Below are 26,261 nucleotides of genomic sequence, written 5' to 3' on the forward strand. Positions count from 1 at the left end.
TCGCACTTTGGGGCAAAGTTTGCGCCTTTTTTTTCGAGATGTCCGTATGCAATCCAATGCCCTGCGCGCCGATCTGTTGATGCTGATCACTGCCATGATCTGGGGAACCGCCTTCGTCGCCCAGCGCGTGGGCATGGACGACATCGGCCCCTTCCTGTTCACCGGTCTGCGTTTCCTGCTCGGCGCGCTGGTGCTGATGCCGCTGCTGCTCCTGCAACGGCGCTCGCTCGGCCAGGCCAGGGCACCGGGTTTCGCGCATCGCCCCCTGTTGCTGGGTGGCGTGCTGATGGGCCTGGCGTTGACCGTGGGCATCAACCTGCAACAGGTCGGCCTGCTGTTCACCTCGGTGACCAACTCCGGCTTCATCACCGGGTTGTACGTAATCGTGGTCCCTCTGCTCGGCCTGTTCATTGGCCAGCGCGCCGGACTGGGCACCTGGCTGGGCGCGCTGCTGGCCGTGTTCGGCATGTTCCTGCTCAGCGTAGGCGAGAACTTCCAGGTGGCCTCCGGCGACTGGCTGCAGCTGGCCGGCGCCTTCGTCTGGGGTGTGCACGTATTGCTGGTGGGCTTCTTCGCCAGCCGCTACGACCCGCTGCGCCTGTCCATCCTGCAGTTCCTGGTCTGCGCCCTGGTCAGCCTGCTGCTGGCCCTCGCGCTGGAGCCCATCGAATGGGCTTCCATCGTCGCCGCCGCGCCGGCGGTGCTGTATGGCGGCTGCTTCGCGGTCGCCGTCGGCTACACCCTGCAGGTGGTAGCGCAGAAGGATGCCATTCCTTCCCACGCGGCGATCATCCTGTCGCTGGAGGCGGTGTTCGCCGCCATCGCCGGCTGGCTGTTCCTCGACGAAAGCCTGACCATCAAGAGCTACCTGGGCGCCGCCATCATGCTGGCCGGCATGCTGATCGCGCAGCTCTGGCCGCAGCGCAAGGCGCAGGCCGCAGCCGCCGCGCCGACCGTCACTCAGGCCTGAACGGCGGCCAGCTCGCGCAGGCGCCGATGCAGCGCATCATCGGGATCGACCGCCCGATGATGCTTGGCCGCCAGGTAGTGTTCGGTGAACAGTTCGAAATGATCGCCCAGCGCCTCGGCGGCCTTCTGGTCGCCGGACAGCTCCAGACACAGCGCCGCCACCTCGGCGGTGCACAGGTGCTCGGCGCGGGTCGAGCGACGCAGCCGGTAGCGCGACAGCTGTTCCGGCTGCAGGCTGAGCACCGGCAGATGATCCAGGTACGGGCTCTTGCGAAACATCTTGCGCGCCTCGGTCCAGGTGGCGTCCAGCAGGATGAACAGCGGCCGCTTGCCGGCGGTCGGCGCCACCGTTTCCACCACCCGCGCGGGCTCGGCATATTCGGCGGGGAACACCACATAGGGTTGCCACTGCGGATCGGCCAGCAGCGCCTCCAGGCGCGCATCCACCTCCACCCGTGACCAGCCGTAGGCGAAGGTGTCCGGCACCACATCGCCGATCAGCCAGCCGGTATTGGTGGGCTTGAGCGCCTCGATGTCGTGCATCACCAGGCACATGCCGGCCCGGGTGGCGACGCGCGGCGTCCAGGGACACAGGCAATAGGCGGGGGCGACCCGGCAGCGCGGGCAGCGGTCGATGCGCGAGCCGCGCGCGACGAAGGGTTTCAGGCTGCGCGCCAGGCGCTCGGTGCGCAGTCGGGCTACGGCATGCATGGGCGATCGCTGTGTTCGAAAGGGCGCGCAGTCTAGCAGAAGGCGCCGAACACCCACGGTCCGCCCGGGTCGAATGATCGGGCCCGGTCGAGGAGCGTGCGATGCCTGTCCTGCTGATGGTTTTGCTGCTGGCCGCATGGCCGCCTGTCCAGGCCGCCACGCCGCAAGAGGAACGCCTGATCCGCGACCTGCAACGCATCGCCCGTGACAGCAGCCAGGGCACACCGCGCGCGATCAGCCCGGACATCACCGACCGGGGCTTCACCGTGGACGGACACACGCTGATCAACCACCTCAGCGTGCGCCCGGCGCATGCCGAAAAGATGCGCCGCAATCCGGCGGCGGTACGGCGCCAACTGGCGGCCAGCGTGTGTGGCAACACCAACTTCCGCCTGCTGCTGTCCCATGGCGCGGTGCTGCGCTACCAGTTCAGCGAGGAAGGCAGCAACTGGCCGGTGGCCAGCGAAAGCTTCCTGGCCGAGGATTGCACCGACCTGTAGGAGGGGCTTCAGCCGCGACCGGGATTACCCCCAAACACATCGCGGCTGAAGCCGCTCCTACAGGGAGCGTGCATCGGCTCAGCGCAGCACTTGCGGATCGCCCTTGCCGGCCAGGGTCGCCGCTTCCTCGCCGGTCAGCAGCGCGGTGCGCGGCATGTTCAGCACCCGCGCGCAGGAGGCCAGCACATTGGCCCAGGTGCTGCGGTTGGCGAACAGCATGCCGGGCTCGTCGAACGTGCCGCCCCGGTTGCGATACCCCAGCACGCCGCTCAGGCGGGTGTCGGGGAAGATCGGCCAGAGCACGCCACGGGCCACTTCCGGACGCATGTGGGTGAGCAGAATGCGCCGTGGATGGCTTTCCGGGAACAGCTGTTCGGTCAATGCGCCGTCCGCCATTGCCTCCAGCTCCCACTGGTCGCGCGGCGCGCGGAAGCGCCCCGGTTCCTGCAGGTAGACCAGCCGGTAGGCGCAGTCGGCCTCCTTGAGGCGCTGGCAGGCGCGCAGCATCTCGCCCAGCTGGTAACTGCCGTTGGCGATCAGCAGCAGCGGATCGTTGCCGGGCACGTCTTCGACGACGATGGCACCGTCACATGCCAGCTGCTCGGCCTGGGCGCGGGTGAAGTAGCTCGGCCGGTCGCGCTTGGGAATGACCATGCAGGCCAGTTGGCCACGCGCCTGGTAGATCTGCGGCAGCAGCGCCAGCGCGCTGTTGTGGTCGGCCGGAAACAGCACCCGCGACACGTCACTCATCTCGCCCAGCAATGCCTCGCAGAAGGTGGTGTCCTGGTGCGACTGCTGGTTCTTGCCGTTCTCCCAGGTGTGCGAGGTCGCCACGATCGGGAAGCCCAGCCAGCCGGCCGGACGACCGACTTCCTTCTGCTGGCGGGCGTAGATGACGCTCTGGCGCACCGCGCCGAGCATCTTCACGCAGAACGCCTCGTAGCTGGCGACCAGGTTCAGGCCGCCCTGGTTGCCCAGGCAGGCGGAGACCACGGCCTCCTCGTTGAGGGCGGTGATGATCTTGCCGTCCACCGCCTCCAGCTCGCCTTCCGGCTCGCTGACCCGGTGCTTGAGCGCCTTGAGTACACCGCCCAGGCGGTTGCTGGCCAGCTCGTCCGGGTTGCCGACGCGCGGACGCAGCTGCGGGTTGGCGGCGGTCAGGTCGACGAAGAAGCGATCCAGCGCCGCCATCGGCGAACAGGCGTCGTCGCGGTAATGCAGCTCGGGAATCACCGGTGTTTCGGGATGGCGTACCGCCAGGGCGTGATCGCGCTCCAGCGGTCGGGTGCCGCGTGCGGCGAACAGCGCGCGGACCTCGCCCAGCTCGTCGAAGGGCACATACAGCGGCGCGGCATGGGTGTTGAACAGCGCGCGGGCCGCCTCGTCACGGGACGGATTGCCCGGCAGCGGCAGGTTGTGCGCCGCGTTGCTGGCCGCACCGTAGAAGCCGAAGCCCTTGGTGGTTTCGGCGATGGCGTAGGGAATCGGCAGCGGGTAATGCAGGATGCCGCGATTCTTCTCGTCCACGCGGCGCGCCAGGCGCTGTTCCATTTCCCACAGGGTGCAGACGAAGGCAGCCGGGTCGCGACCGTCCAGGCGCATCGGGTCGAAGCCGCAGCGGCGCAGGTGCTGGACGAAGCCTTCCAGCCCTTCATGGGTGCCCAGTTCGGTGCGCTGCTCGATGCGCCGGCCGTTGGCGATCATCACCGGCAGGGCGGTGCCGCAATCCTCGGCGCGCCACCAGCGCGGCACCCAGTCGCTGCCGCGCTGCTCCTCGGCGGCGCCGTCGGAGAGGAAGGTGACCAGCGTTTCGCCCGGCAGCGGCAGGTGCGCGTACTGCAGTTCGGCGAAGCCCAGGTAGCCGCCCTCGGCGATGCCGCCGGCGGTGTGCGGGTTGACGTGGCTGCCCAGCGGCACGCCCGGCAGGCCCTCGGGGGTCTGCGCGTAGCTGTAGAAATCAGCGGCCAGGCGGCTCATGCCGGCCTCGTCGAAGCTGTAGCGCTCGGCCTGTTCGGGATGCTGGTTGCCCACCAGCAGGTTGATGGCCTCGATGGCCGCCACGCAGTGGCCCTGGCCCATCATCCAGCCGCGGGTCTGACCGGTCAGGGCATTCAGCGCCAGATAGCCGGCATAGGCCGGCACGATGTTCAGCGCGCCACCGGTATGGCCTTCGGGCTGCGCCTTGAAGTCATCCTCGCCCAGCGGCGCGCCATCCAGGCGCACGCGGCGCGCGTAGGTCATGTGCACCACCAGCCACAGCCCGGCGGCGCTCAGCCGGTCCAGGCCCTGCAGCAGGCGGTACACGCTGGCCAGGTCCGGCTGCAGGCCCGCCTGCACCAGCTGGTGGGCCATTCGGAAGGCGGCGGCGCGGGTTTCGTCACTGTGCGTAAAGGGACCATAACCCTCGCTCCAGCGGGCGAACTCCGGCTCGTTCCGGGCATGTTCGGCCAGCTCGGCGGGGCTCGGCAGAAGTTGATGCATGGCAACAGGCTCCGTCATCTCGTTAAGTTCGGTTAGTGTAAGGGGCACCCGCGCCGGGGGGGCTGACATGTATCAAGACCGCCCGGCCACGCTCCGCACAGACTGTAACCCTGTAGGCAAGGAATAGGTTCAATCATGGCTTTACTCAGTTTTCTCGGCGCCATCCGGCAGGTCACCGGTTCCTGCTACCTGCTGGAAACCCACGAAGGCAAGCGCGTGCTGCTCGATTGCGGCATGCACCAGGGCCGGCGCGAGGAGGAAAGCAACAACCGACGGGCCTTTCCCTTCCGTCCGAAAGACATCGATGCCGTGGTCATCTCCCACGCGCATATCGACCATAGCGGACTGCTGCCGCGCCTGACCAAGGAAGGCTATCGCGGCCCGATCTTCGCCACCGAGGCCAGTTGCGCCCTGCTGGAGCTGATGCTGCACGACGCCGCGCACCTGCAGGAGAAGGATGCCGAGTGGGAGAACAAGTGGCGCGCCCGGCGCGGCCAGAAACCCATCGCCCCGCTGTACACCGGCGATGACGCCGACCAGGTGCTGCGCCAGTGCCGCCCGCTGAGCTACGAGCAGCGCGAGGAAGTGGTGCCCGGGGTCAGCGTGACCCTTCACGATGCCGGGCACATCCTCGGCTCGGCGATCGTCCAGCTGGATGTCAACGACCTGGGCCGCACCCGCCGCCTGGTGTTCTCCGGCGACCTGGGCAACGACTGCACCCCGCTGATGCGCAGCCCGGCGATTCTCGAGCAGGCCGATGTGCTGCTGATGGAATCCACCTACGGCGACCGCGACCACCGCTGCAGCGACGACACCCTCGAGGAGTTCCTTGCCGTCCTGCAACAGGCCCACAAGGACGGCGGCAACGTGCTGATCCCGGCCTTCGCCATCGGCCGCACCCAGGACCTGATCTACCACCTGGGGCGCTTCTACCACGAAGGCCGCCTGCCGCAGCAGGCGGTGTTCCTCGACAGCCCGATGGCGATCCGCGCCAACGGCATCTACAGTCGCTACCTCGAACAGCTCGACCCCGTGGAGCTGGAGCGCCTGCAGGGCATGGGCGTGCGCAAGGTCGCCGACCTGCTGCCGATCCTGCGTTCGACCCCCACGCCCGAGGAGTCCATGGCCATCAACCGGGTGACCAGCGGGGCGATCATCATCGCCGGCAGCGGCATGTGTAACGGCGGGCGCATCCTGCACCACTTCAAGCACAACCTCTGGCGACCGGAGTGCCACGTGGTGTTCACCGGCTTCCAGGCGCGCGGCACCCTGGGCCGCGCCATCGTCGACGGCGCCGACCGCGTGCGCCTGCTGCACCAGCAGATCATGGTCAAGGCCAAGGTACACACCCTGGGCGGCTTCTCCGCCCACGCCGGCCAGTCGCAGCTGCTCGACTGGGCCAGCCATTTCAGCCAGCGGCCGGAACTGCACCTGGTGCACGGCGAGCTGGAAAAGATGCTTGCCCTGCAGGGTGCGCTGCGTCATCGCCTGGGCTGGGAGGCCAACATCCCCGAACCCGGTGACCGCATCGCCCTCTGAAGGATCCAACCCGAATTAAACGGAGAGTTTCAATGGCTTTCGAATCGGACGATTACCTGTCCCGCCCGTTCCGCGCCAGCGGCATCGACCTGAGTGCCAAGGTGGAGGAACTGACCCGCCTGATCGTGCCCGAGTCCAGCCCCAACCTGGAGCTGTACAAGGGCATGCTCACCACCGTGATGCGCATGGCCCAGGCCGACCGCAATCGCTGGGACGCCAAGATCATGGCCCAGGCCCTGCGCGAGCTGGAGCGCTCCTTCAGCGCGCTGGACAAGTTCAAGCGCCGCCGCAAGGTGACCGTGTTCGGCTCGGCGCGCACGCCGGTCGACCATCCGATGTACGCCCTGGCGGTGAAGCTGGGCGAGCTGCTGGCCAAGCGCGACCTGATGGTGATCACCGGCGCCGGCGGCGGCATCATGGCCGCCGCCCATGAAGGCGCCGGGCTGGAAAACAGCATCGGCCTGAACATCACCCTGCCCTTCGAGCAGCACGCCAACGCCACGGTGGAGGGCACCGACAACCTGCTGTCGTTCCACTTCTTCTTCACCCGCAAGCTGTTCTTCGTCAAGGAAGCCGACGCCCTGGTGCTCTGCCCCGGCGGCTTCGGCACCCTGGACGAGGCGCTGGAAGTGCTGACCCTGATCCAGACCGGCAAGAGCCCGCTGGTGCCGGTGATTCTGCTCGACGAGCCGGGCGGCACTTACTGGGAGGATGCCCTGGGCTTCATGCAGCGCCAGTTGCTGGGGCATCGCTACATCCTGCCCAGCGACATGCACCTGATGCGCCTGGTGCACAGCGCCGAGGACGCGGTGGCGGAGATCGCCCGCTTCTACGGCAACTACCACTCCAGCCGCTGGCTGAAGGGCCAGTACATCCTGCGCATGAACCATGCTCTGAGCGACGCGGCCCTGGGCCGCCTGCACGAGGAGTTCGCCGACCTGTGCCTGAGCGGCGGCTTCGAACAGCAGGAAAGCTGCCAGACCGACGAGGACGACGCCGAACTGTGCCGTTTGCCGCGCCTGGTGTTCACCTTCAACGCCCGCGACCACGGCCGCCTGCGCGAACTGCTGGATGTGGTCAACGACCCGGCGAACTGGGCCTGATTGCCAAGGCCCTGTACCTGTGTATCTGTAGGAGCGGCTTCAGCCGCGATCGGCGTCGGTAGAGCATCGCGGCTGAAGCCGCTCCTACAGAATCGGGATCTGACCGGCCGACGGCTCCGTAGGCCGGCGTAAAGCCGGCCCCAGAGGATTCCGGTTCAGCCGACCTAATCCCCCAGCCGCCACCCGGAGGTGATCGGGTAGCGCCGGTCACGCCCGAAGCCGCGCTGGGTGATGCGCGGGCCGACGGCGGCCTGGCGGCGCTTGTACTCGTTGAGGTCGACCAGGCGCAGCACGCGGCGCACCGTGTCGGCGTCGAAGCCCTCGGCGATGATGGCGTTGGCCGACAGGTCGTACTCGATATACAGCTTGAGGATCTCGTCGAGCACCGGATACGGCGGCAGCGAATCCTCGTCCTTCTGGCCGGGCGCCAGCTCGGCTGACGGCGGCCGGTCGATGACCCGCTGCGGAATGATCTCGCCCTGCCCCCGCGCGTTGCGGTACTCGCACAGGCGGAACACCAGGGTCTTGGGCACATCCTTGAGCACATCGAACCCGCCGGCCATGTCGCCATACAGCGTGCAGTAGCCGACCGCCACCTCGCTCTTGTTGCCGGTGGTCAGCACCAGGCTGCCCTTCTTGTTGGAAATGGCCATCAGCAGCGTGCCGCGGCAGCGCGCCTGCAGGTTCTCCTCGGTGGTGTCGCGACCCAGCCCCTCGAACACCGGCGCCAGGCCGCCCATGAAGGCCTCGACCATCGCGGCGATCGGCAGCACCCGGTAGGCGACGCCCAGGGTACGCGCCTGTTGCTCGGCGTCCTCCAGGCTCATCTGTGCGGTGTAGTGGTAGGGCATCATCACCGCCTCGACCCGTTCGGCGCCCAGCGCATCCACCGCCACCGCCAGGGTCAGCGCGGAGTCGATGCCGCCGGACAGCCCCAGCACCACACCCTTGAAACCGTTCTTGGCCACGTAGTCGCGCACCCCGACCACCAGCGCCTGATAGACGCTGGCCTCCAGCTCCGGTAGCGGCGCGGGAGGGTTGTGCGGCACCACCACGCCGGCTCCGTCGCAGTGCAGGTCCGCCGGGAACAGGCACTCCTCGTACATCTGTGCGCGCTGGCAGACGCGCCCATCGGCATCCACCACACAGCTGCCGCCGTCGAACACCAGCTCGTCCTGACCGCCCACCTGGTTCACGTAGACCACCGGCATGCCGCCTTCGCGGGCACGCTGGGCAAGGATTTCCTCGCGCTCGCGCTGCTTGTCGAGGTGGAACGGCGAGGCATTCAGGCTGAGCATGAGCTGCGCGCCCGCCTCGCGCGCCTGGGCCATCGGCCCGGGGAACCAGATGTCCTCGCAGATGCTGATGGCCACCGGCACGCCCTTGATGTCCACCACGCAGGCCTCGTGGCCCGGCTCGAAATAGCGCTTCTCGTCGAACACCCGGTAGTTGGGCAACTGCTGCTTGTAGTAAGTGGCCAGCAGCTCGCCGTCGGCGATCACCGCCGCCGCGTTGTAGCGCTTGTCGTCTTCCAGCCAGGGATAACCGACCACCAGGTAGATGCCGCGCACCTCGTCGCGCAGGCGGCGCAGGCCCGCCTCGATGCGCAGCTGCATGCTCGAGCGCAGCAGCAGATCCTCCGGCGGATAGCCGCACAGCGCCAGCTCGGGAAACAGGATGACGTCCGCCTGACGCTGGTCGCGGGCGCTGATCGCCGCCTCGATGATGCGTTCGACATTGCCGTGGATATCGCCCACGCGCAGGTTCAGCTGGGCCATCACGACCCGCAGGGTTTGGCTCATGGCCGTCTCCATCCAAAGATCCCGGCACCGACCGGCGCCTTGGCCGGCATTGTCCCGCAACGGCGCCCCTGGAAACAACGCACAGCGTGGCCATTGGCCGCTGTGCCTGCACCTTCAGCTTGGATACACTTCGTGCCTTCCACGTTCATCGAGAAAGTTCATGGGTCTGGTTCGCCTGCTGTTGTTCGTTGCCCTGCTCGTTGCGGCCTTCTGGCTGTGGCGTCGCTACATCCGCCCTGCCCTGCGCGCGCAGAAACAGACGCCACCTTCGGCCGATCCCCGCCCCATGGTGCGCTGCGCCCACTGCCAGACCCATGTCCCGCTGTCGCAGGCGCTGAAGGACGGTGACCGCTGGTTCTGCAGCCAGGCCCATCTGGAACAGGATCACCGTCAGCCGTGATTGCGCTTGGCGTCACGCTTGGCCTTGATCCCGGCCAACGGGCGCTGCGCCTGTACCATCTCTATCGCCTGGGCGTCGGCCTGCTGCTGGTGCTGCTGATTTCCAGCAACCTCGACCACCGCCTGCTGGAACTGGCCCACATCCAGCTGTTTCGCTTCGGCAGCTGGACCTACCTGATCCTCAACATCATCGCCGCGCTGCTGGTGCAGCGCGCCCAGGGTCCGCAGTTCTTCGCCATCGCCCTGCTCGACGTGCTGCTGCTCGGCGCGCTGTTCTACGCCGCCGGCGGCATGCCCAGCGGCCTGGCCAGCCTGATGATCATCGCCGTGGCCATCGCCAACCTGCTGCTGGCCGGCCGCAGCGGTCTGCTGATCGCCGCCGTGGCCGCGCTGTCCGTGGTGCTGCTGACCTTCCAGCTGAGCCTCAGCCAGCCGGCCGCCAGTAGCCAGTTCATCCAGGCCGGCGCGCTGGGCGCCCTGTGCTTCGCCGTGGCGCTCACCGTGCAGAGCCTGGCCCGCCGCCTGCAGGTCAGCGAACGGCTGGCGCGCCAGCGCGCCGACGATGTGGCCAATCTGGAAGCCCTCAACAGCCTGATCCTGCAGCGCATGCGCACCGGCATCCTGGTGCTCGATCCGCAGCATCACGTGCTGCTGGCCAATCCCGGCGCCCGGCAGATGCTGGGCCAAGCGATCGGCGACCAGCCGTTGGACAGCGTCTGCCCCGAGCTGCTCGAACGCCTGCGCCAGTGGAGCTACAACCCCAGCCGGCGGCCGCAGAGCCTGTCCTGCGGCGAGGATGCGCGCACCCTGCAGCCAAGCTTCGCCAGCCTGCAGCATGGCCAGGCGCTCAACACCCTGGTGTTCATCGAGGACATTTCTGAGATCACCCAGCACGCCCAGGAAATGAAACTGGTGTCCCTGGGCCGCCTGACGGCCGGCATCGCCCACGAGATCCGCAACCCGCTGGGCGCCATCAGCCACGCCGCGCAGCTGCTGCTCGAATCCGACGAGCTGCCCCAACCCGACCGGCGTCTGGCGCAGATCGTCCAGGACCAGTCGCGGCGCATGAACCACGTGATCGAGAACGTGCTGCAACTGTCGCGGCGCCGCCAGGCCGCGCCGCAGCTGCTCGACCTCAAGTACTGGCTGCACCGCTTCGCCAGCGAGTTCCGCCAGAGCGCCACGTCCGACCAGCAGCTGCACCTGCAGACCGCCGGCGGCAGCATCCAGACGCGCTTCGACCCGCACCAGCTGACGCAGATCCTCAGCAACCTGGTGCAGAACGGCCTGCGCTACAGCGCCCGATACAACGCGCGCGGCCAGGTGTGGATGCGCCTGTACCGCGACCCGGACAGCGACCTGCCGGTGCTGGACGTGCTCGACGACGGCCCCGGCATCGACGCCGACCAGCAGCAGCACATCTTCGAGCCCTTCTACACCACGGACAGCAAGGGCACCGGCCTTGGCCTGTACCTCTCCCGCGAGCTCTGCGAGAGCAACCAGGCCCGCCTCGCCTACTACCCGCGCCCCGAGGGCGGCAGCTGTTTTCGCATCACCTTCGCCCACCCCCGCAAGATGAGCTGGACACCCAGCCCTAACAACAAGAGCCAGACATGAGTCGCCAGAAAGCCCTGATCGTCGACGACGAACCCGATATCCGCGAGCTGCTCGAGATCACCCTCGGGCGCATGAAGCTCGACACCTGCTGCGCGCGCAACCTCAAGGAGGCCCGCGACTGCCTGGCCCGCGAGCGTTTCGACCTGTGCCTGACGGACATGCGCCTGCCGGACGGCACCGGCATGGAACTGGTGCAGTACATGCAGCAGCGCCATCCGCAGGTGCCGGTGGCGATGATCACCGCCTACGGCAGCCTGGACACCGCGATCAACGCCCTCAAGGCCGGTGCCTTCGACTACCTGACCAAACCGGTGGATCTGCCCCGCCTGCGCGAACTGGTGAATACCGCGCTGCGCCTGCAGCAGGCTTCCTCGAACGAAAAGGCGGTGGACAGCCGCCTGATCGGCGACTCGCCGCCGATGAAGGCGCTGCGCAAGCAGATCGACAAGCTGGCGCGCAGCCAGGCGCCGGTGTACATCAGCGGCGAATCCGGCAGCGGCAAGGAACTGGTGGCCCGGCAGATCCACGACCTGGGTCCGCGCGCCGAGCGGCCGTTCGTGCCGGTCAACTGCGGGGCGATTCCCAGCGAACTGATGGAGAGCGAGTTCTTCGGCCACCGCAAGGGCAGCTTCACTGGCGCCATCGAGGACAAGCAGGGCCTGTTCCAGGCGGCCAATGGCGGCACGCTGTTCCTCGACGAGGTGGCCGACCTGCCGCTGCCCATGCAGGTCAAGCTGCTGCGCGCCATCCAGGAAAAGGCCGTGCGCCCGGTCGGCGGTCAGCAGGAAGTGGCGGTGGACGTGCGCATCCTCAGCGCCACCCACAAGGACCTGGCCGCCGAAGTGGCCGCCGGCCGCTTCCGCCAGGACCTCTACTACCGCCTCAACGTCATCGAACAGCGCGTGCCGCCGTTGCGCGAGCGTCGCGAGGACATCGGCCTGCTCGCCGAAAGCATGCTGCAGCGCCTGGCCGATGGCAGCGGCCAGCCCCCCGCGCGCCTGCACCCCGAAGCCCTGGAAAAGCTGCGCGGCTATCGCTTCCCCGGCAACGTGCGCGAGCTGGAGAACATCCTCGAGCGCGCCTACACCCTGTGCGAGGCCGACACCATCCGCGTCAGCGACCTGCGCTTCGCCGACGCCCCCGCCGCGTCGGACCCCGTCAGCGGCGGCCTGGCCCAGGTCAGCGACCTGGAAGACTACCTGGAGACCATCGAACGCACCCTGATCCTCCAGGCTCTGGAGGAAACCCGCTGGAACCGCACCGCCGCCGCCCAGCGCCTGGGCCTGACCTTCCGCTCGATGCGCTACCGGCTGAAGAAGCTCGGCCTGGATTGAACCCCGATCAGATTCAGCGCCCTCGGCCGGCGTAAAGCCGGCCCTACAGAGGCCCACCCAGCGTGCAAGCGACACGGCCCCCTGTAGGGCCGGGTTTATCCCGGCCGACGCGGGTAGGAACGACACCGCAACAGAGATCCAGCGCCCTCGGCCGGCGTAAAGCCGGCCCTACAGATGCCCCCACCCAGCGTGCAAGCGACGCCGATCTCCCTGTGGGGCCGGGTTTATCCCGGCCGACGGTGGTGGGGGCCGAGCCGGGGCGTGAAGGTCAACTCCGCTGGCCGGCATAAAGCCGGCCCTACAACGTTTCTCCGATCTGCCGAGCGGCGCCGTGAACCTGTAGGGCCGGGTATATCCCGGCAGCGGCTCATCCGTCGGACGGCAGCGTGAATCCCCCGCGGCTAGGCTCATATGGAGTACTGGCCCACCCGGGCCGCATCCCACGGAAAGAGGAGGCTCCAGCATGAAATCACTGATGACGCGCGGAAATCTGTTCGACGACTTCTTCAAGGACTTCGCCCCCGGCTTCTACGTCCAGCCGCTGCACGGCGACGCCCTGCCCTCGCCCTCGCAGATCCGCATCGACGTGAAGGAAACCGACGAGGGCTACAGCATCGAGGCCGAAGTGCCCGGCGTGAACAAGGACAACATCCAGGTCTCCATCGACGGCAACCAGGTCAGCCTGCGCGCCGAAGTCCAGCAGCTCGACGAGCAGAAGGAAGGCGAACGCGTGTTGCGCTCGGAGCGCTACTACGGCTCGGTGTCGCGCAGCATCCAGCTGCCGGCGGAAATCGACACCGACCAGTGCAAGGCGCGCTACGAGAATGGCGTGCTGAAACTGACCCTGCCCAGGAAACAGGGCGGCAGCTCGCGCCAGCTGAGCATCGAATAAACCCGCGCCACGGCAGGCGGGCACGCCCCGCTTGCCGCCTGTCAGGCCTGGCGACCGATGGCGCGCTCGATGCTGCGCTTGCACTCCAGCAGCGCGGTGCGGATTTCTTCCGAACGGTGGACGCGCGCGGTCGGCGCCACCACCGCCACGGCGAACAGCCCCATGTAGGTGTCCACCACCACCGCGTACGAGCTGACGCCTTCCAGCATCTCATCGGACCCACTGGCCCAACCGTCGGCGCGGATCGCCGCCAGCTGATCGCGCAGCTCGGCGGGCGCCTCCGGCAGCAGGTGCTCCAGACAGGCGTCCGGCTCCAGCGCCAGCAGCGCCCGGCCCGCCGCCACCCGGATAGCCGGCCCGTGGGCGCCGATGGGCAGCACCACGCGCAGCTCCCGCTCGGCCACGATGCGCTCGATGATCTGCACCTGATCGCCGGAGCGCCGGCACAGGCAGACCGACTCGCCCAGCTGGTCGGACAGCGCGGCCAGCAGCGGCCGGGTCTGGGAAATGATGTCGCACTGCGTCTGGTTGATCAGATGCCCGAGCGCCGGCCCGAGGCGAAAACCGCCGCCCGGCCCCAGCGGCTCGACCATCAGCTCCTCCTGCAGCGCGTTGATGATGCGCTGCACCGTGGAGCGCGGCAGGTCGACGAGCTGGGCGATGGCCGCCAGGCTCAGCCCCTGCGGGTTCTTGCCCAGCACCCGCATGATGGCAGCGGAACGGGCAATCACCTGGATACCGGATTGCCGGCCCATGTCCAGGGCTTCCTCGGAAACATCTTTCATCTTTTGACACACACTGATCGGCGGGGCACCTACTGTAATGACCCTGCGCGCCCCGGGGCAATCGTGCACAGATCCCGGACCAGAGCCCGCGCCCGAGGTTGACGAAAATACTCGGCCTCTTTAGATTCCGCATCCCGATACAGCATTCCACTTAGCGATACAGATCGGAGTTTTTGATGTCACGCCCGCTGCTCCTCTCGCTACTCGGCGCCGGCTGCCTGTTCGGCGCCACCGCCGCCTCCGCCCTCGACGGCTCGGCCGCGCTGGGCACCACTGCCCAGGGCGAACTGACCTACCGCCTGGGCGTGTCCCGCGACTGGCAACCCCGCTGGCTGGAAAGCGACCTCGGCCATCTCGGCGGTTACTGGGACGCCGCCTACACCCACTGGCAGGCGGGCGAACACAGCGCGGCGCACAGCCTGTCCTTCAGCCCGGTGTTCGTCTACGAATTCGCCGCCCCGGGAGCGCGCCCCTTCATCGAGGCGGGTGTGGGCGTGGCGCTGTTCTCCGCCACGGACGTGGGCCACCGCAACATGAGCTCGGCGTTCCACTTCGAAGACCGCCTCGGCGCCGGCCTGCGCCTGGCCGACGGAACCCGCCTCGGCCTGCGCGCCATCCACTACTCCAACGCGGGGCTGAAGATGCCCAACGAAGGCATCGAGAGCTACGCGCTGTTCGTCAGCCGGCCGCTGTAGCGGGCCCTGCCCGCGTCAGGCGGGCGGACCGCACTCATCCCGTGCTGCACGCCGAAGGCGTTTCGGAGATGCGCATTGGCATCCGGCTGCACCCTGAGCCGCTCGTGCCGCAGCCGTAGGGCGGGCGCTACTCGCAGGGCCGTCGCCTCCGCCACGGCCGTAGGGCGGTCAGCGCCTTTCTGGCCGCCGGGTGCACGCCGGCGCGACGTGTCACCTACGCCGCTCCGGGCCGTCTGGCTGGCTACTTTTCGAGCCCCACGGCATTCAGCATCAAGACCATGTCTCGCGCCGAGTCGATCAGGTCCTCGACTGGCCCCTTTCCCGGCGCCCGGGACAACGCCGTGCGCGTTGCATCTTCACGTGATGTCGCTCTGATGGCTTATGATCCGGCAGGCCAAACAGCCTCACGCCGAAGGACTTAGGGAGATTCAGGCAATGAATGGAAATCACGCCGAAGGAGACATGCGCGTCGCCGTACTGGTGGATTGCGACAACGTATCCCCGGACATTCTGGAACATGCCTTGCGCATCGCCGCGCAGTTTGGCCGGGTGGTCATGCGCCGCGGCTACGGCAACCACACTACCCTGGCCAACCGCTGGCAGGACGCGCTGGTTCGCCAGGCCTTCACACCTTGCCTGCAATACCAATACGCCGCCGGCAAAAACACCTCCGACATCGCCCTGGCCCTCGATACCCTGGAGGCGCACTTCGACGACAAAGCCGACGCCTTCTGCCTGGTCACCAGCGACTCTGACTTTGCCTACCTGTGCCGCAAGCTGCGTGAGCGCGGCGCCATGGTGTTTATCGTCGGCGAAGCCAAAACTCCGGATGCCCTGCGCAACGCCAGCGACAACTTCTTCGAATGGGTCCGCGAAGAAGAGACCAGCAACGATAAAAGCGACACCACACCCAAACGCACCGAACCCAGCAAGCCCCCTGTGAAATTGCGTCCCCGCTTTGTGGTGGAAGCCGTCTCGCTGATGGCCAGCAACACCAGCGACGGCAAAGTATCCATGGGCGCCCTGGGCAACTACCTGCGCCGCACCGACCCGGCATTCTCGCCCAAGAACTACGGCCACTCCGGCCTTCTGGACATGATCAAGACCTACGACCTGCTGGTTGCCAATCAGGAACCGGGTGGGCACTGGACGGTGATGTTGGCGGGCAGGGAAGAAAAGGTGGCGGCTGGGTAATGGATGGGACGGGAAAAATAAATTTTTGTCCTTGTAATACCACTATAACGACCTACCGTTTCGATAGAATAAGCTTCATCTTACGGGGCAAGTAGAATTCGATGCCCTGATGGCAAGCCCATTCATCCAATAGCTTGATGGATCAGCACGATAAGCATGCAAAAAATCATCCTCCTTTTGCTCCTATCAACTGCAGCTGCCTGCAGTACAAGCTTCCCTAACAAACCAAAAAACTTCAGCCCTAATAATGAATCCATCCGGAGCTCAATAGAAAAATCAGAAAGAGGAGAAGAAAATCGCAAAAAAAAAGCAAACTCTAAAGATCTTGAAAATAGATACTTAATACTTAAAGCAGCGATCCAAGGGGACCCCAGCGCCCAATATCGTATCGGCTACTTAGAAGAGCTGGACGGTGACTTCGAGTCCGCCTTTTCCTGGTACACCAAATCAGCCAATCAAGGGTATCCGCAATCTTACCTCGCCCTCGCCTTGGCCTATCAGGAAGGCAGAGCAGTCAGGCAATCGGCCACCAAATCGTTAGAGCTTCTAAGTAAAGCTGCAAACCTAGGGGTTGCCGAGGCCAAAACACGTCTTGGCCTTGCCTACCAAACAGGCAAAGGCGTGGAAAAAGATATTAACCAGGCACTATTCTGGCTAAGCCAAGCCGCCCAGCAAGGCGACCCTTATGGTCAGGTTAACTTAGCAAACCATTACTACTATGGAACTACCATAAAACAGAATTACGAGCTAGCTTTTGATTTGTACATAAAGGCAGCAAAAAAAGGAATCGCCTCAGCTGAAAACCATGTCGGCCTTTCCTATCTGAACGGACATGGGATCAAGCAGGATTTTCCAGAATCTTTTTCCTGGTTCTACAGGGCGGCAGAAAAAGGTTACCGTTACGCACAGGCAAACGTTGGAGACTCCTATGCTATCGGGCGAGGTGTTGAACGAGATGATTCATTAGCGGCTGCTTGGTATCAGAAATCCGCGGAGCAAGGCTTCAACGAGGCTCAGTACTCCCTTGGCAAGTTATATTATTTCGGTCGCGGGGTAGAGCGTAATCCAGAGCTGGCGTTCCACTGGATAAAAAAAGCCGCTGACCAGGGAAAAATAGAAGCACAGGTGTACCTCGCCACTTTCTATGACAAAGCAATAGGCACGCAAAGAAATCCAAAACAGGCTTTTTTCTGGGCCAAAGAAGCAGCAAGCAAAGGGAATGCACAGGCAAAATTTTTTGTTGGCAATTTCTACAAAAGCGGTGTTGCGGTAAGCAAGAATGAAAAAAACGCCTTCAAATGGCACCTGTCAGCAGCCGAAGACGGCCATATGCAATCCCAACGATTAGTTGGAAATGCATATGAGCTTGGATTAGGGGTGAAAAAAAACTACCAACAAGCTGCGCACTGGTATGAGAAAAGTGCTAAGCAAGGAAGCGCTGGCGCCCAAGCCGACCTCGGTAGACTCTACCTCCTTGGTCAGGGCGTAAATAAGGACCCTGAAGCGGCAAGAAAGCTCATTATCCAATCAGCCGAAAATGATTACAGCGTTGCCCAGATTGCCCTTGCCAATGCATACAGGCGCGGATCATACGTAGATAAAAATCCCGAGCTGTTCGTATTTTGGGCTACGAAAAGTGCTCAGCAAGGAGAATTTTCAGCCCAAATGATATTGGCGGCCGCACACCTACAAGGTCGCCAGATCCCTAAAGACATTCCAAAAGCAGCTTTTTGGTATGAAAAATCCATAACAGCATTCCAAGGCATCAAATTTTCTTCTCAAGCCAAAAAGTCAGCAGTAACAGTACAGCTAGCAAAAATATATGGCGGGCTGTATTTCCACAACTTAGAACACCCCGGCGAAATAGCGGAATTTGAAAGAATAAAGGAGAAGACTCCAAGCTATATAAGAAATCCCTCAGAGAAAGCGGCAAAAATCCGCATAATTAATTCAATCTCTGACGATGATGAAAGGGATGCTTTCAATGAGACCGAGGCTATCTAGCCTTTGCACGAAAAGCACTACCGCAGGCACCGCAGCAGCAAGCCAGCGTGACCATGGCGGCGAAACTTCTTGCCAACTTGTCGTAGCGGATACCGATCCTGCGGTTGGGTATCGCTACGCAGGGCTTTATTCCCGGTGTTTTCCTCACTGGAGCGCACGAAGACATGCAGGCTCAGCAAGCGAACGCGGGAACAGGCACAAAAAAACCGGCTCAAGGGCCGGTTTCTCTGGGGTTTCCCGCATATCCGGGGTAATTCGGGAGTATGCGGGAGAAGGGTTCTGGTGCCGGAAACAGGAATCGAACCTGCGACCTTCGCGTTACGAGTGCGCTGCTCTACCTACTGAGCTATTCCGGCGGCGGCGCGTAAGCTAGCACTCCCCACGGCCCGAATCAACCGAGGCCAGGCCGCAAGCCGTTCATTTCATTGCAGATGCAGCCGCGCCTGCGGGTGCAGGTCGAAGCGCCGCAGGGCCCATTTCTCCACTTCCGAACCGATCAGCACCAGCGAGGAGGCGGCGATGACCAGTCCCCACTCGTCGAGGCTCAATGCGGTGGAGCCGAACAGCTTCTGCATTGGCGGCGCGTAGGTGTAGAGCAACTGCAGGGGTATGCAGGCGACGATGCTGACCACCACCCAGCGATTGCCCAGCAGGCCGCCGGGTCTGAAGATCGAGGCGAACAGCGAGCGGCTGCACAGCAGGTAGAGCATTTCGCAGCCCACCACCACGTTGACGGCCATGGTGCGGGCGGTTTCCAGCGCGGTGCCACGGTCCAGCTCATAGAGGAACAGGCCCAGCGCGCCGACCATCATCAGCACCGAAACCATCACCACGCGCCAGACGAAGAAGCCGCTGAGCAGGGCTTCGCGCGGGTCGCGGGGCGCGCGGCGCATCAGGCCGGGCTCGGCGGGTTCGGCGGCCAGCGCCAGGCTCAGGGCGCTGGAGGTGACCATGTTGATCCACAGCACCTGGGCGGGCGTGAGCGGCAGCGCCAGCTGGAAGAGGATGGCGGCGATGACGATCAGCGCCTCGCCGCCGTTGGTGGGCAGCATGAAGAGGATGAACTTCTTCAGGTTTTCGTAGATAGCGCGGCCTTCGCGCACGGCGTTGACGATGGTGGCGAAGTTGTCGTCGGCGAGCACCACGGCGCCGGCTTCCTTGGCCGCCTCGGTACCGGAGCGGCCCATGGCCACGCCGACGTCGGCGCGCTTGAGCGCCGGGGCATCGTTGACGCCATCGCCGGTCATGGCGACCACTTCGCCATTGGCCTGCAGCGCCTGCACCAGGCGCAGCTTATGGGCCGGGCTGGTGCGCGCGAAGATGTCGATCTCGCCGGCCAGGCGGCGCAGCTCGGCGTCGTCGAGCAGTTCCAGTTCGGCGCCGGTGATGGCCGGCTTGCCGACGCCGATGCCCAGCAGCGCGCCGATGGTGCGGGCGGTTTCGGCGTGGTCGCCGGTAATCATCTTCACGCGGATGCCGGCGCGCTGGCATTCGGCCACGGCCGCGACGGCCTCGGCACGCGGCGGGTCGATGATGCCCACCAGCGCCAGCAGGGTGAAGCCTCGGTGCATGTCGTCGAAGCCGAGGCTGGACTGGCTGGCATCCACGTCCTTCTCGGCGATCACCAGCATGCGCAGGCCGTGGGCGGCGGTGTCGGTGAACATGCGCCGCCAGTAGTCCGGGTCCACCGGCTGGTCGCCCTCCGGGCCGCGCTGGCAGTGGCACATGTCGAGGATGCGCTCCGGCGCGCCGACCGCGTAAATACGCGCGGTGCCGTCGGCGCCGTGATGCAGGCTGGCGGTGAAGCGGTGTTCGGACTCGAACGGAATGCTGTCGGTGCGCGGGCGCTGCGCGAATTCGTCAGGCAGTTCCAGGCCGGCCTTGCCGGCCAGCACCAGCAGCGCGCCTTCGGTGGGGTCGCCCTCGATGCGCCAGCCGTCGCCTTCGGCCACGTGGCGGGCGTGGTTGCACAGCAGGCCGGCGCGAATGGCGGCCATCAGCACGGCCTGCTCGTTGGCGTCTACGGACTCGTCGTTGTGGGAGAAACCGCCCACCGGCGCGTAACCGACGCCGTCCACCCGGAAGACATGGTGAGCGGTAATCACCCGCTGCACGGTCATTTCGTTGCGGGTCAGCGTGCCGGTCTTGTCCGAGCAGATGACGGTGACCGAACCCAGGGTTTCCACCGCCGGCAGGCGGCGCACGATGGCGTTGTGGCGGGCCATGCGCTGCACGCCCAGGGCGAGCATCACGGTCATGATGGCCGGCAGGCCTTCCGGAATGGCCGCGGCGGTGAGGGCCACGGCCATCAGGAACATCTCGCCGGCCGGCACGCCGCGCCACAGGGTGCCGAGCGCGAAGGTGACGGCGACCAGACCGACAATGGCCAGGGCCAGCCAGCGGCCGAAGCGGTCGATCTGGCGCAGCAGCGGCGTGGAGATCGCCTGCACGCGGTTGAGCATGGCGTTGATGCGGCCCAGTTCGGTGTGCGCGCCGGTGCCGACCACCACGCCCCGGCCCTGGCCGTTCACCACCAGGGTGCCGGACCAGGCCATGCTGAAGCGGTCGCCCAGCGGCGCGTCGATGGCCACCGGCGCGGTGTCCTTTTCCACCGGCAGGGATTCGCCGGTGAGGGCGGCTTCCTCGATGCGCAGGTTGCGGGTTTCCAGCAGGCGCAGGTCGGCGGGCACCTTGTCGCCGGCGGCCAGCAGCACGATGTCGCCCGGCACCAGCGCCTCGGCAGAGATTTCCCGGCGGCGGCCGTCGCGAATCACCGTGGCGTGGCTGGACAGCAGCTGGCGAATGCCGGCCAGGGCGTTCTCGGCCTTGCCTTCCTGAATGAAGCCGATGATCACGTTGATCAGCACCGCGCCGACGATCACGCCGGTGTCGACCCAGTGGCCGAGCAGCGCGGTGATCAGCGCCGCGCCGAGCATCAGGTAGAGCAGCAGGTTGTGGAACTGGCGCAGGAAGCGCATCAGCGGGCCGATGCGCCGACCCTCGGGCAGGCGGTTGGGTCCATGCTGGCGCAGGCGCGCCTCGGCCTCGGCCTCGCTCAGTCCGTGTGGGTCGGCCTGCAGGCTGGCGAAGCAGGCTTCGCCGTCCCGGGCATGCCAGGGGTGCGGCTGTTCATTCATTGTCATTCTCGCGCGCGGGGCCAGCCATCCGACCGACCTGGGGAATCCATGCCGGCCAAGTCTGGCCGAAGACTGTGTATCAGGGCCAGTCGCCAAGCCATTTCAAGGCATTTCCCCTGGTTGAGCGTCGGGAAGGTCCCGGCTATCGTTGCGCCTCCGTTGGCCCGAGAAGACCCCATGCCGCGTTTGTCCCGTTTCGCACCCTGCCCGGTCCTGCCCTCTTTTCCCGCAGCGCGCCGCCGGGAGGCCGGCGATGCGTGACGGCGCGGTTTTCCCCTGGCGCGGTGACAACCGCTTCGAACTGCTGGTGGACGGTGCCACCTTCTTTCCGCGCATGCTGGACGCGATCGCCGCCGCGCAGCGGCAGGTGGAGCTGGAGCTGTATCTGGTCGAGGACGGCGAGTGCTTCGCGCGGCTGCGCGAGGCGCTGGTCGCCGCCGCGCGGCGCGGCGTGCGGGTGCGCTGCCTGTTCGACTCGTTCGGCTGCCTGAAACTCGGCACCGCGAACCGCCAGGCGCTGCTCGACGCCGGCGTGGAACTGCGCCTGTACAACCCGATCCGCTGGCGGCGCGGGCTGCGCAACCTGTTTCGCGATCACCGCAAGATCCTGCTGGTGGACGATCAGTTCGGCTATGTGGGCGGCACCGGCGCCACCGACGAGTTCTGGAACCCCGACAAGCCGGATGATGGCTGGCACGAGGTGATGGTGGAGATGCGCGGGCCGTTGCTGGATGACTGGCGCAGCCTGTTCGAGTTCCAGTGGCGACGCTGCGGCGAGCGGCGCTTCTGGCGTCCCGTCGAGCCCCTGCAACCGGCGCGTCTGCCGGCGGCGCCGGCCAAGCGCAGCGGGCTGGGCCGGCTGGCCTACGCGGCCGCCCGCCAGCATCGTGACATCCTGCGCGCGCTGCTGCGCGCCCTGGGACAGTCGCGCCGCCAGGTGCTGCTGGCCACGCCCTATTTCCTGCCGACCCGCAAGGTGCGCCGGGCGCTGATGAAGGCCGCCCGACGCGGCATCGACGTGCGCCTGCTGCTCAGCGGTCAGCGCACCGACCATCCGGCGGTGCGCTATGCCGGACACCGCTACTACCCGCGTCTGCTGCGCGCCGGGGTGCGCATCTTCGAATACCAGCCGCGTTTCCTGCACGCCAAGATGGTGCTGGTGGACGACTGGGTGAGCATCGGCTCGTGCAACTTCGACCACTGGAACCTGCGCTGGAACCTGGAGGCCAACCTGGAAGCCTTCGACCCGCCGCTGGGCGCGGCGGTGGCGGGCTGTTTCGCGCAGGACTTCGCCCAGAGCAAGGAAATCACCCTGGCCGACTTCCAGAATCGCCCGCTGCCCGTGCGCCTCTACCAGCGCCTGTGGGGCTGGCTGGACCGCATCGTGATCAACCTGCTCGATCAGCGCCGGGACTGAAAGCCTCCCATCTTTCGGCAGGGATGGAGGGCTCCGGGCGGACGACTATGCTCGCTGCGTCTTTTCCGACGAGGCTCGTCATGCGCCGTTTCCTGCCCTTCACCCTGCTCCTGTTGCTGGCCGGCTGTTCGACCCAGGGCGGCTACTTCGGGCCCACCAACGGGCCCATCTACCTGTCCCGGAACAGCGACCCCGCGCTGGCCCTCGTCTATGTCTATCGGCCCCGTAGCGACTGGGCCAGCCAGGAGCTGGAGGCGCCGGGCGTGTTCCTCGACAACCAGCGCGTCGGCCGGCTGCCCAACGACAGCTTCCTGCGCCTGCTGGCCCAGCCCGGCAGCTACAAGATCGAAATGCGCCGCCCGCTGTTCGGCACCCACTGGACGCTGCTCGCCGACGGCCCCTTCGATTTCACCCGCATCGCCAGCTTCACCCTGGAGGTGGAGCCGGGCAAACAGTACTTCCTGCGCTACGACGAACTGGACGCTCCGGCCCACCACGACGACCAGACCGACCAGGGCGACGGCCCGCTGCGCCTGGTCGGCCACAGCCTGGCCCGCCAGGAAATCGTCTTCACCAACCGCATCCAGAAGGATCGGGAAATCCAGCTCACCGCGGAACACGAACGCCCGCAGCGCGGCTTCTGGCGCAGCGTGGGCGAGGCGCTGGACAAGATCGGCATCTGACACCGCTCGCGAACAGCGTCGCGGCTGAAGCCCGGCGGCCATACCTTGTGGGGCCGGGTTTATCCCGGCCGACGCGGGCATGCCTGGCACCACGGCTGGGAACCGCACACCGCAGGCCGGCGTAAAGCCGGCCCTACAGGGCTCCGACAGTGCCTCGCGGCCTGGTGAAAAGCATCGGGGCTGAAGCCCCTCCTACCAAAGCGGTGCGTCCTTCAACGAAAAAGCCCGGCGCAAGGCCGGGCTTTTTCGCAACGCCACAGGGCGTCTTACTTCACTTCCACCACCTGGGCTTCGGCGATCTTCTTCTGCCAGATCGCCGGGCCGGTGATGTGTACGGACTCACCCTGGGTGTCGACCGCCACGGTGACCGGCATGTCCTTCACGTCGAACTCGTAGATGGCTTCCATACCCAGTTCAGGGAAGGCGATGGTCTTGGCGCCCTTGATGGCCTGGGCCACCAGATAGGCGGCGCCGCCGACGGCCATCAGGTACACGGCCTTGTTGTCCTTGATGGCCTCGATGGCGATCGGGCCGCGCTCGGACTTGCCGATCATGCCCAGCAGGCCGGTGCTTTCCAGGATCTGGCGGGTGAACTTGTCCATGCGGGTCGCGGTGGTCGGGCCGGCCGGGCCAACCACCTCGTCACGTACCGGATCGACCGGGCCAACGTAATAGATGAAGCGACCCTTGAGGTCGACCGGCAATTGCTCGCCTTTGTTCAGCATGTCGACCATGCGCTTGTGAGCGGCGTCGCGGCCGGTGAGCATCTTGCCGTTGAGCAGCAGGGTTTCGCCCGGCTTCCAGCTCTGCACCTCTTCCGGGGTGACGGTGTCCAGGTTGACGCGGCGCGCGCTCGGGCCGGCTTCCCAGACGATCTCCGGGTAGGCGTCCAGGTCCGGGGCTTCCAGCTTGGCCGGGCCGGAACCGTCGAGCACGAAGTGGGCGTGACGGGTGGCGGCGCAGTTGGGGATCATGCACACCGGCAGCGAGGCGGCGTGGGTCGGGTAATCCATGATCTTCACGTCGAGCACGGTGGTCAGGCCGCCCAGGCCCTGGGCACCGATGCCCAGCTTGTTGACCTTCTCGAACAGCTCCAGGCGGATTTCCTCGACACGGTTCTGCGGGCCGCGGGCCTGCAGTTCGTGGATGTCGATCGGGTCCATCAGGACTTCCTTGGCCATCAGCGCGGCCTTCTCGGCGGTACCGCCGATGCCGATGCCGAGCATGCCCGGCGGGCACCAGCCGGCGCCCATTTCCGGCACGGTCTTGAGCACCCAGTCGACGATCGAGTCGGACGGGTTGAGCATGGCCATCTTGGACTTGTTCTCGGAACCACCACCCTTGGCGGCGACGTGCAGTTCCAGGGTGTTGCCCGGCACCACCTGGTAGTGGATCACCGCCGGGGTGTTGTCCTTGGTGTTCTTGCGGGCACCGGCCGGGTCGGCCAGGATCGAGGCGCGCAGCACGTTGTCCGGGTTCATGTAGGCGCGACGCACGCCCTCGTTGATCATGTCGTCCAGGCTCATGGTGGCGCCGTCCCAGCGCACGTCCATGCCGACCTTGGCGATCACGGTGACGATGCCGGTGTCCTGGCAGATCGGGCGGTGGCCGGTGGCGCACATGCGCGAGTTGATCAGGATCTGGGCGATGGAGTCACGGGCCGCCGGCGACGCTTCGCGCAGGTAGGCCTCGTGCATGGCCTGGATGAAGTCGGTGGGGTGGTAGTAGGAAATGTATTGCAGGGCGTCGGCGACGCTCTGAATCACGTCATCCTGCTTGATCACGGTCATGGGTGCGCTCCTCTTGAAAGACGGGAACCTAAGGAAGCGCCGGACCAGACCGGCGCACCAGCAAAAAAAGGCGCGGCAGTATAACGCGGCCGGTGAAAGCGCGGACAGCCGCGCGCCCTCGACCTTGGTCGCTCCGTCCGATAGTCAGAATCGATTGGCTGCCAGAGGCGGCCGGCATACAGTCGCCATCCCTTCAGCCCACTTCCCACGCCATGCCTGAACTCTCTGTTGGCGACCAGCACTGGTCAGTCGAGCCCGGTCGCAACCTGCTGGATGCCCTGCTCGACGCCGGCCAGGCCGTGCCGCATAGCTGCCGTGCCGGCAGCTGCGGCGCCTGCCGGGTGCGCTGCGAAAAAGGCGAGCCGCTGGATGCGCAGCCCGAGGCCCTGCCGGCCAGCGAACGGGCGGCCGGCTGGCGACTGGCCTGCCAGTGCCGGGTGAGCGAAGACCTGCGCATCGAGCTGTTCGACCCGCTCGGCCAGACGCTGCCGGCCGAGGTCGTCGGCCATGATTGGCTGTCCCCCGCCGTGCTGCGCCTGCGCCTGGTACCCGAGCGCCCGCTGCGCTACCAGGTCGGCCAGCACCTGCTGCTGTGGCGCGACCCGGCACTGGCCCGCCCCTACTCGCTGGCGAGCCTGCCGGGTGAAGACGCGTTCCTGGAGTTTCATGTGGATTGCGCGCGCGCCGGCGCCTTTCGCGATCATGCCCGCCAGCTGCGTCCGGGCGATCCGCTGCGCCTGAGCGGCCTGCAGGGCGGCGCGCTGCGCTATGAAGCGGAATGGCAGGAGGCGCCGCTGTGGCTGCTGGCCGCCGGCACCGGCCTGGCGCCGCTGTGGGCGATCCTGCGCGAAGCGCTGCGCCAGGGACATGCCGGCCCGATCCGGTTGCTGCACCTGGCGCGCGCGCCAGCCGAGCATTACCTGGCTGGCCCGCTGCAGGCCCTGGCCCGACAGCATGCGCAATTGCAGGTGGAACAGCTGCCCACCGACGCGTTCGACGCCTGGCTGAGCCAAGGGGCGCGACCGCCGCGCGGCACCCGGGCGCTGCTCTGCGGGGCACCGGCCCGCGTCGAGGCCTTGGCCCGGGCGCTCTACCTGGCCGGGCTGCCCCGCAGCCAGCTGCACGCCGAGGCGTTCACTGGCGAATAATCCGCCGCGACGCCAAGGCGCACCCGCCTTTCGCGTAGCCTGGCTTGATCTTGGCAAGCCA

Annotated in this window: 20 protein-coding genes, 1 tRNA gene and 1 pseudogene; 14 read left to right on the plus strand and 8 right to left on the minus strand. The window is 66.2% G+C overall.

Annotated features, from left to right (window positions below; all coding sequences use genetic code 11):
* The first annotated feature begins 46 nt into the window (after nt 1-46).
* The gene (locus VL129_RS14110; RefSeq protein WP_325413753.1) at nt 47-970 is read left to right on the plus strand and encodes a DMT family transporter; all 924 of its coding nucleotides are present in this window, start codon (nt 47-49) and stop codon (nt 968-970) included.
* Here VL129_RS14110 and VL129_RS14115 read toward each other — a convergent pair.
* Nucleotides 961-1,680: a tRNA-uridine aminocarboxypropyltransferase gene (locus tag VL129_RS14115; protein WP_325413755.1), complete on the minus strand. Its 720-nt coding sequence runs from the start codon at nt 1,678-1,680 to the stop codon at nt 961-963. The genes VL129_RS14110 and VL129_RS14115 overlap by 10 nt on opposite strands.
* 101 nt (nt 1,681-1,781) lie before the next feature.
* On the opposite strand from VL129_RS14115, the gene VL129_RS14120 reads away from it, so the two are divergent.
* Entirely contained in the window at nt 1,782-2,180 is a 399-nt protein-coding gene (locus tag VL129_RS14120) for a PA3611 family quorum-sensing-regulated virulence factor (RefSeq protein WP_325413757.1), read from the plus strand.
* A gap of 78 nt (nt 2,181-2,258) precedes the next feature.
* Here the strand turns inward: VL129_RS14120 and VL129_RS14125 are convergent, their stop codons facing one another.
* Nucleotides 2,259-4,661, minus strand: a complete 2,403-nt coding sequence (locus VL129_RS14125) for a phosphoketolase family protein (RefSeq protein ID WP_325413759.1) — start codon at nt 4,659-4,661, stop codon at nt 2,259-2,261.
* Between the two features lie 135 nt (nt 4,662-4,796).
* Between VL129_RS14125 and VL129_RS14130 the strand changes: the two genes are divergently transcribed.
* Both VL129_RS14130 and VL129_RS14135 read left to right on the plus strand, forming a co-directional pair.
* Nucleotides 4,797-6,200 (plus strand): MBL fold metallo-hydrolase, encoded by a 1,404-nt coding sequence (locus tag VL129_RS14130; protein ID WP_325413761.1) that lies wholly within the window; start codon nt 4,797-4,799, stop codon nt 6,198-6,200.
* 32 nt (nt 6,201-6,232) lie between these two features.
* Nucleotides 6,233-7,303, plus strand: coding sequence for an LOG family protein (locus VL129_RS14135; RefSeq protein ID WP_325413763.1), 1,071 nt, complete (start codon nt 6,233-6,235; stop codon nt 7,301-7,303).
* Between the two features lie 164 nt (nt 7,304-7,467).
* Here the strand turns inward: VL129_RS14135 and VL129_RS14140 are convergent, their stop codons facing one another.
* Nucleotides 7,468-9,105, minus strand: a complete 1,638-nt coding sequence (locus VL129_RS14140; protein WP_325413765.1) for an NAD+ synthase — start codon at nt 9,103-9,105, stop codon at nt 7,468-7,470.
* A gap of 160 nt (nt 9,106-9,265) precedes the next feature.
* Here VL129_RS14140 and VL129_RS14145 point away from each other — a divergent pair, with 160 nt between their 5' ends.
* The 4 genes from VL129_RS14145 (at nt 9,266) to VL129_RS14160 (ending at nt 13,347) form a co-directional block, all read left to right on the plus strand.
* Nucleotides 9,266-9,505, plus strand: coding sequence for a PP0621 family protein (locus VL129_RS14145; RefSeq protein WP_325413766.1), 240 nt, complete (start codon nt 9,266-9,268; stop codon nt 9,503-9,505).
* Complete coding sequence (locus tag VL129_RS14150) at nt 9,502-11,121, plus strand: sensor histidine kinase (RefSeq protein WP_325413767.1); 1,620 nt, start codon at nt 9,502-9,504, stop codon at nt 11,119-11,121. Before VL129_RS14145 ends, VL129_RS14150 begins: the two co-directional genes overlap by 4 nt.
* Nucleotides 11,118-12,455: a sigma-54-dependent transcriptional regulator gene (locus tag VL129_RS14155; protein WP_325413769.1), complete on the plus strand. Its 1,338-nt coding sequence runs from the start codon at nt 11,118-11,120 to the stop codon at nt 12,453-12,455. The genes VL129_RS14150 and VL129_RS14155 overlap by 4 nt, the downstream gene beginning before the upstream one ends.
* A gap of 463 nt (nt 12,456-12,918) precedes the next feature.
* Entirely contained in the window at nt 12,919-13,347 is a 429-nt protein-coding gene (locus VL129_RS14160) for an Hsp20/alpha crystallin family protein (protein ID WP_325413771.1), read from the plus strand.
* A gap of 41 nt (nt 13,348-13,388) precedes the next feature.
* On the opposite strand, the gene VL129_RS14165 is transcribed toward VL129_RS14160, so the two are convergent.
* Entirely contained in the window at nt 13,389-14,132 is a 744-nt protein-coding gene (locus VL129_RS14165; protein ID WP_325413772.1) for an IclR family transcriptional regulator, read from the minus strand.
* 176 nt (nt 14,133-14,308) lie between these two features.
* Between VL129_RS14165 and VL129_RS14170 the strand changes: the two genes are divergently transcribed.
* The 3 genes from VL129_RS14170 to VL129_RS14180 all read left to right on the plus strand — a co-directional run bounded on the left by VL129_RS14170 (nt 14,309) and on the right by VL129_RS14180 (nt 18,025).
* Entirely contained in the window at nt 14,309-14,827 is a 519-nt protein-coding gene (locus VL129_RS14170; RefSeq protein WP_325413774.1) for an acyloxyacyl hydrolase, read from the plus strand.
* 435 nt (nt 14,828-15,262) lie between these two features.
* Nucleotides 15,263-16,021 carry an NYN domain-containing protein gene (locus VL129_RS14175; RefSeq protein WP_325413970.1) on the plus strand — a complete coding sequence of 253 codons (759 nt, stop codon included), beginning with the start codon at nt 15,263-15,265 and terminating at the stop codon, nt 16,019-16,021.
* Nucleotides 16,022-16,177: 156 nt separating this feature from the next.
* Nucleotides 16,178-18,025 (plus strand): tetratricopeptide repeat protein, encoded by a 1,848-nt coding sequence (locus VL129_RS14180; RefSeq protein ID WP_325413776.1) that lies wholly within the window; start codon nt 16,178-16,180, stop codon nt 18,023-18,025.
* A gap of 17 nt (nt 18,026-18,042) precedes the next feature.
* On the opposite strand, the pseudogene VL129_RS14185 reads toward VL129_RS14180, so the two are convergent.
* From VL129_RS14185 to VL129_RS14195, 3 genes and pseudogenes are all read right to left on the minus strand, one after another.
* Nucleotides 18,043-18,131 (minus strand): annotated as a pseudogene (locus VL129_RS14185) (IS5/IS1182 family transposase); the annotation flags it as partial.
* A 174-nt stretch (nt 18,132-18,305) separates the two neighbouring features.
* Nucleotides 18,306-18,381 (minus strand) — tRNA-Thr (locus VL129_RS14190).
* Nucleotides 18,382-18,447: 66 nt separating this feature from the next.
* Nucleotides 18,448-21,162 carry a cation-transporting P-type ATPase gene (locus tag VL129_RS14195; RefSeq protein ID WP_325413778.1) on the minus strand — a complete coding sequence of 905 codons (2,715 nt, stop codon included), beginning with the start codon at nt 21,160-21,162 and terminating at the stop codon, nt 18,448-18,450.
* A 253-nt stretch (nt 21,163-21,415) separates the two neighbouring features.
* Here VL129_RS14195 and VL129_RS14200 point away from each other — a divergent pair, with 253 nt between their 5' ends.
* Together VL129_RS14200 and VL129_RS14205 are read left to right on the plus strand one after the other, a co-directional pair.
* Complete coding sequence (locus tag VL129_RS14200) at nt 21,416-22,579, plus strand: phospholipase D-like domain-containing protein (RefSeq protein WP_325413780.1); 1,164 nt, start codon at nt 21,416-21,418, stop codon at nt 22,577-22,579.
* Between the two features lie 80 nt (nt 22,580-22,659).
* Entirely contained in the window at nt 22,660-23,262 is a 603-nt protein-coding gene (locus VL129_RS14205; protein WP_325413782.1) for a DUF2846 domain-containing protein, read from the plus strand.
* A gap of 266 nt (nt 23,263-23,528) precedes the next feature.
* On the opposite strand, the gene VL129_RS14210 is transcribed toward VL129_RS14205, so the two are convergent.
* Complete coding sequence (locus VL129_RS14210) at nt 23,529-25,052, minus strand: fumarate hydratase (RefSeq protein ID WP_325413784.1); 1,524 nt, start codon at nt 25,050-25,052, stop codon at nt 23,529-23,531.
* Nucleotides 25,053-25,264: 212 nt separating this feature from the next.
* On the opposite strand from VL129_RS14210, the gene VL129_RS14215 reads away from it, so the two are divergent.
* Nucleotides 25,265-26,200 (plus strand): iron-sulfur-binding ferredoxin reductase, encoded by a 936-nt coding sequence (locus tag VL129_RS14215; protein ID WP_325413786.1) that lies wholly within the window; start codon nt 25,265-25,267, stop codon nt 26,198-26,200.
* Nucleotides 26,201-26,261 lie beyond the last annotated feature (61 nt).

This window comes from Pseudomonas sp. (assembly GCF_035497915.1).
Lineage (GTDB): Bacteria > Pseudomonadota > Gammaproteobacteria > Pseudomonadales > Pseudomonadaceae > Serpens.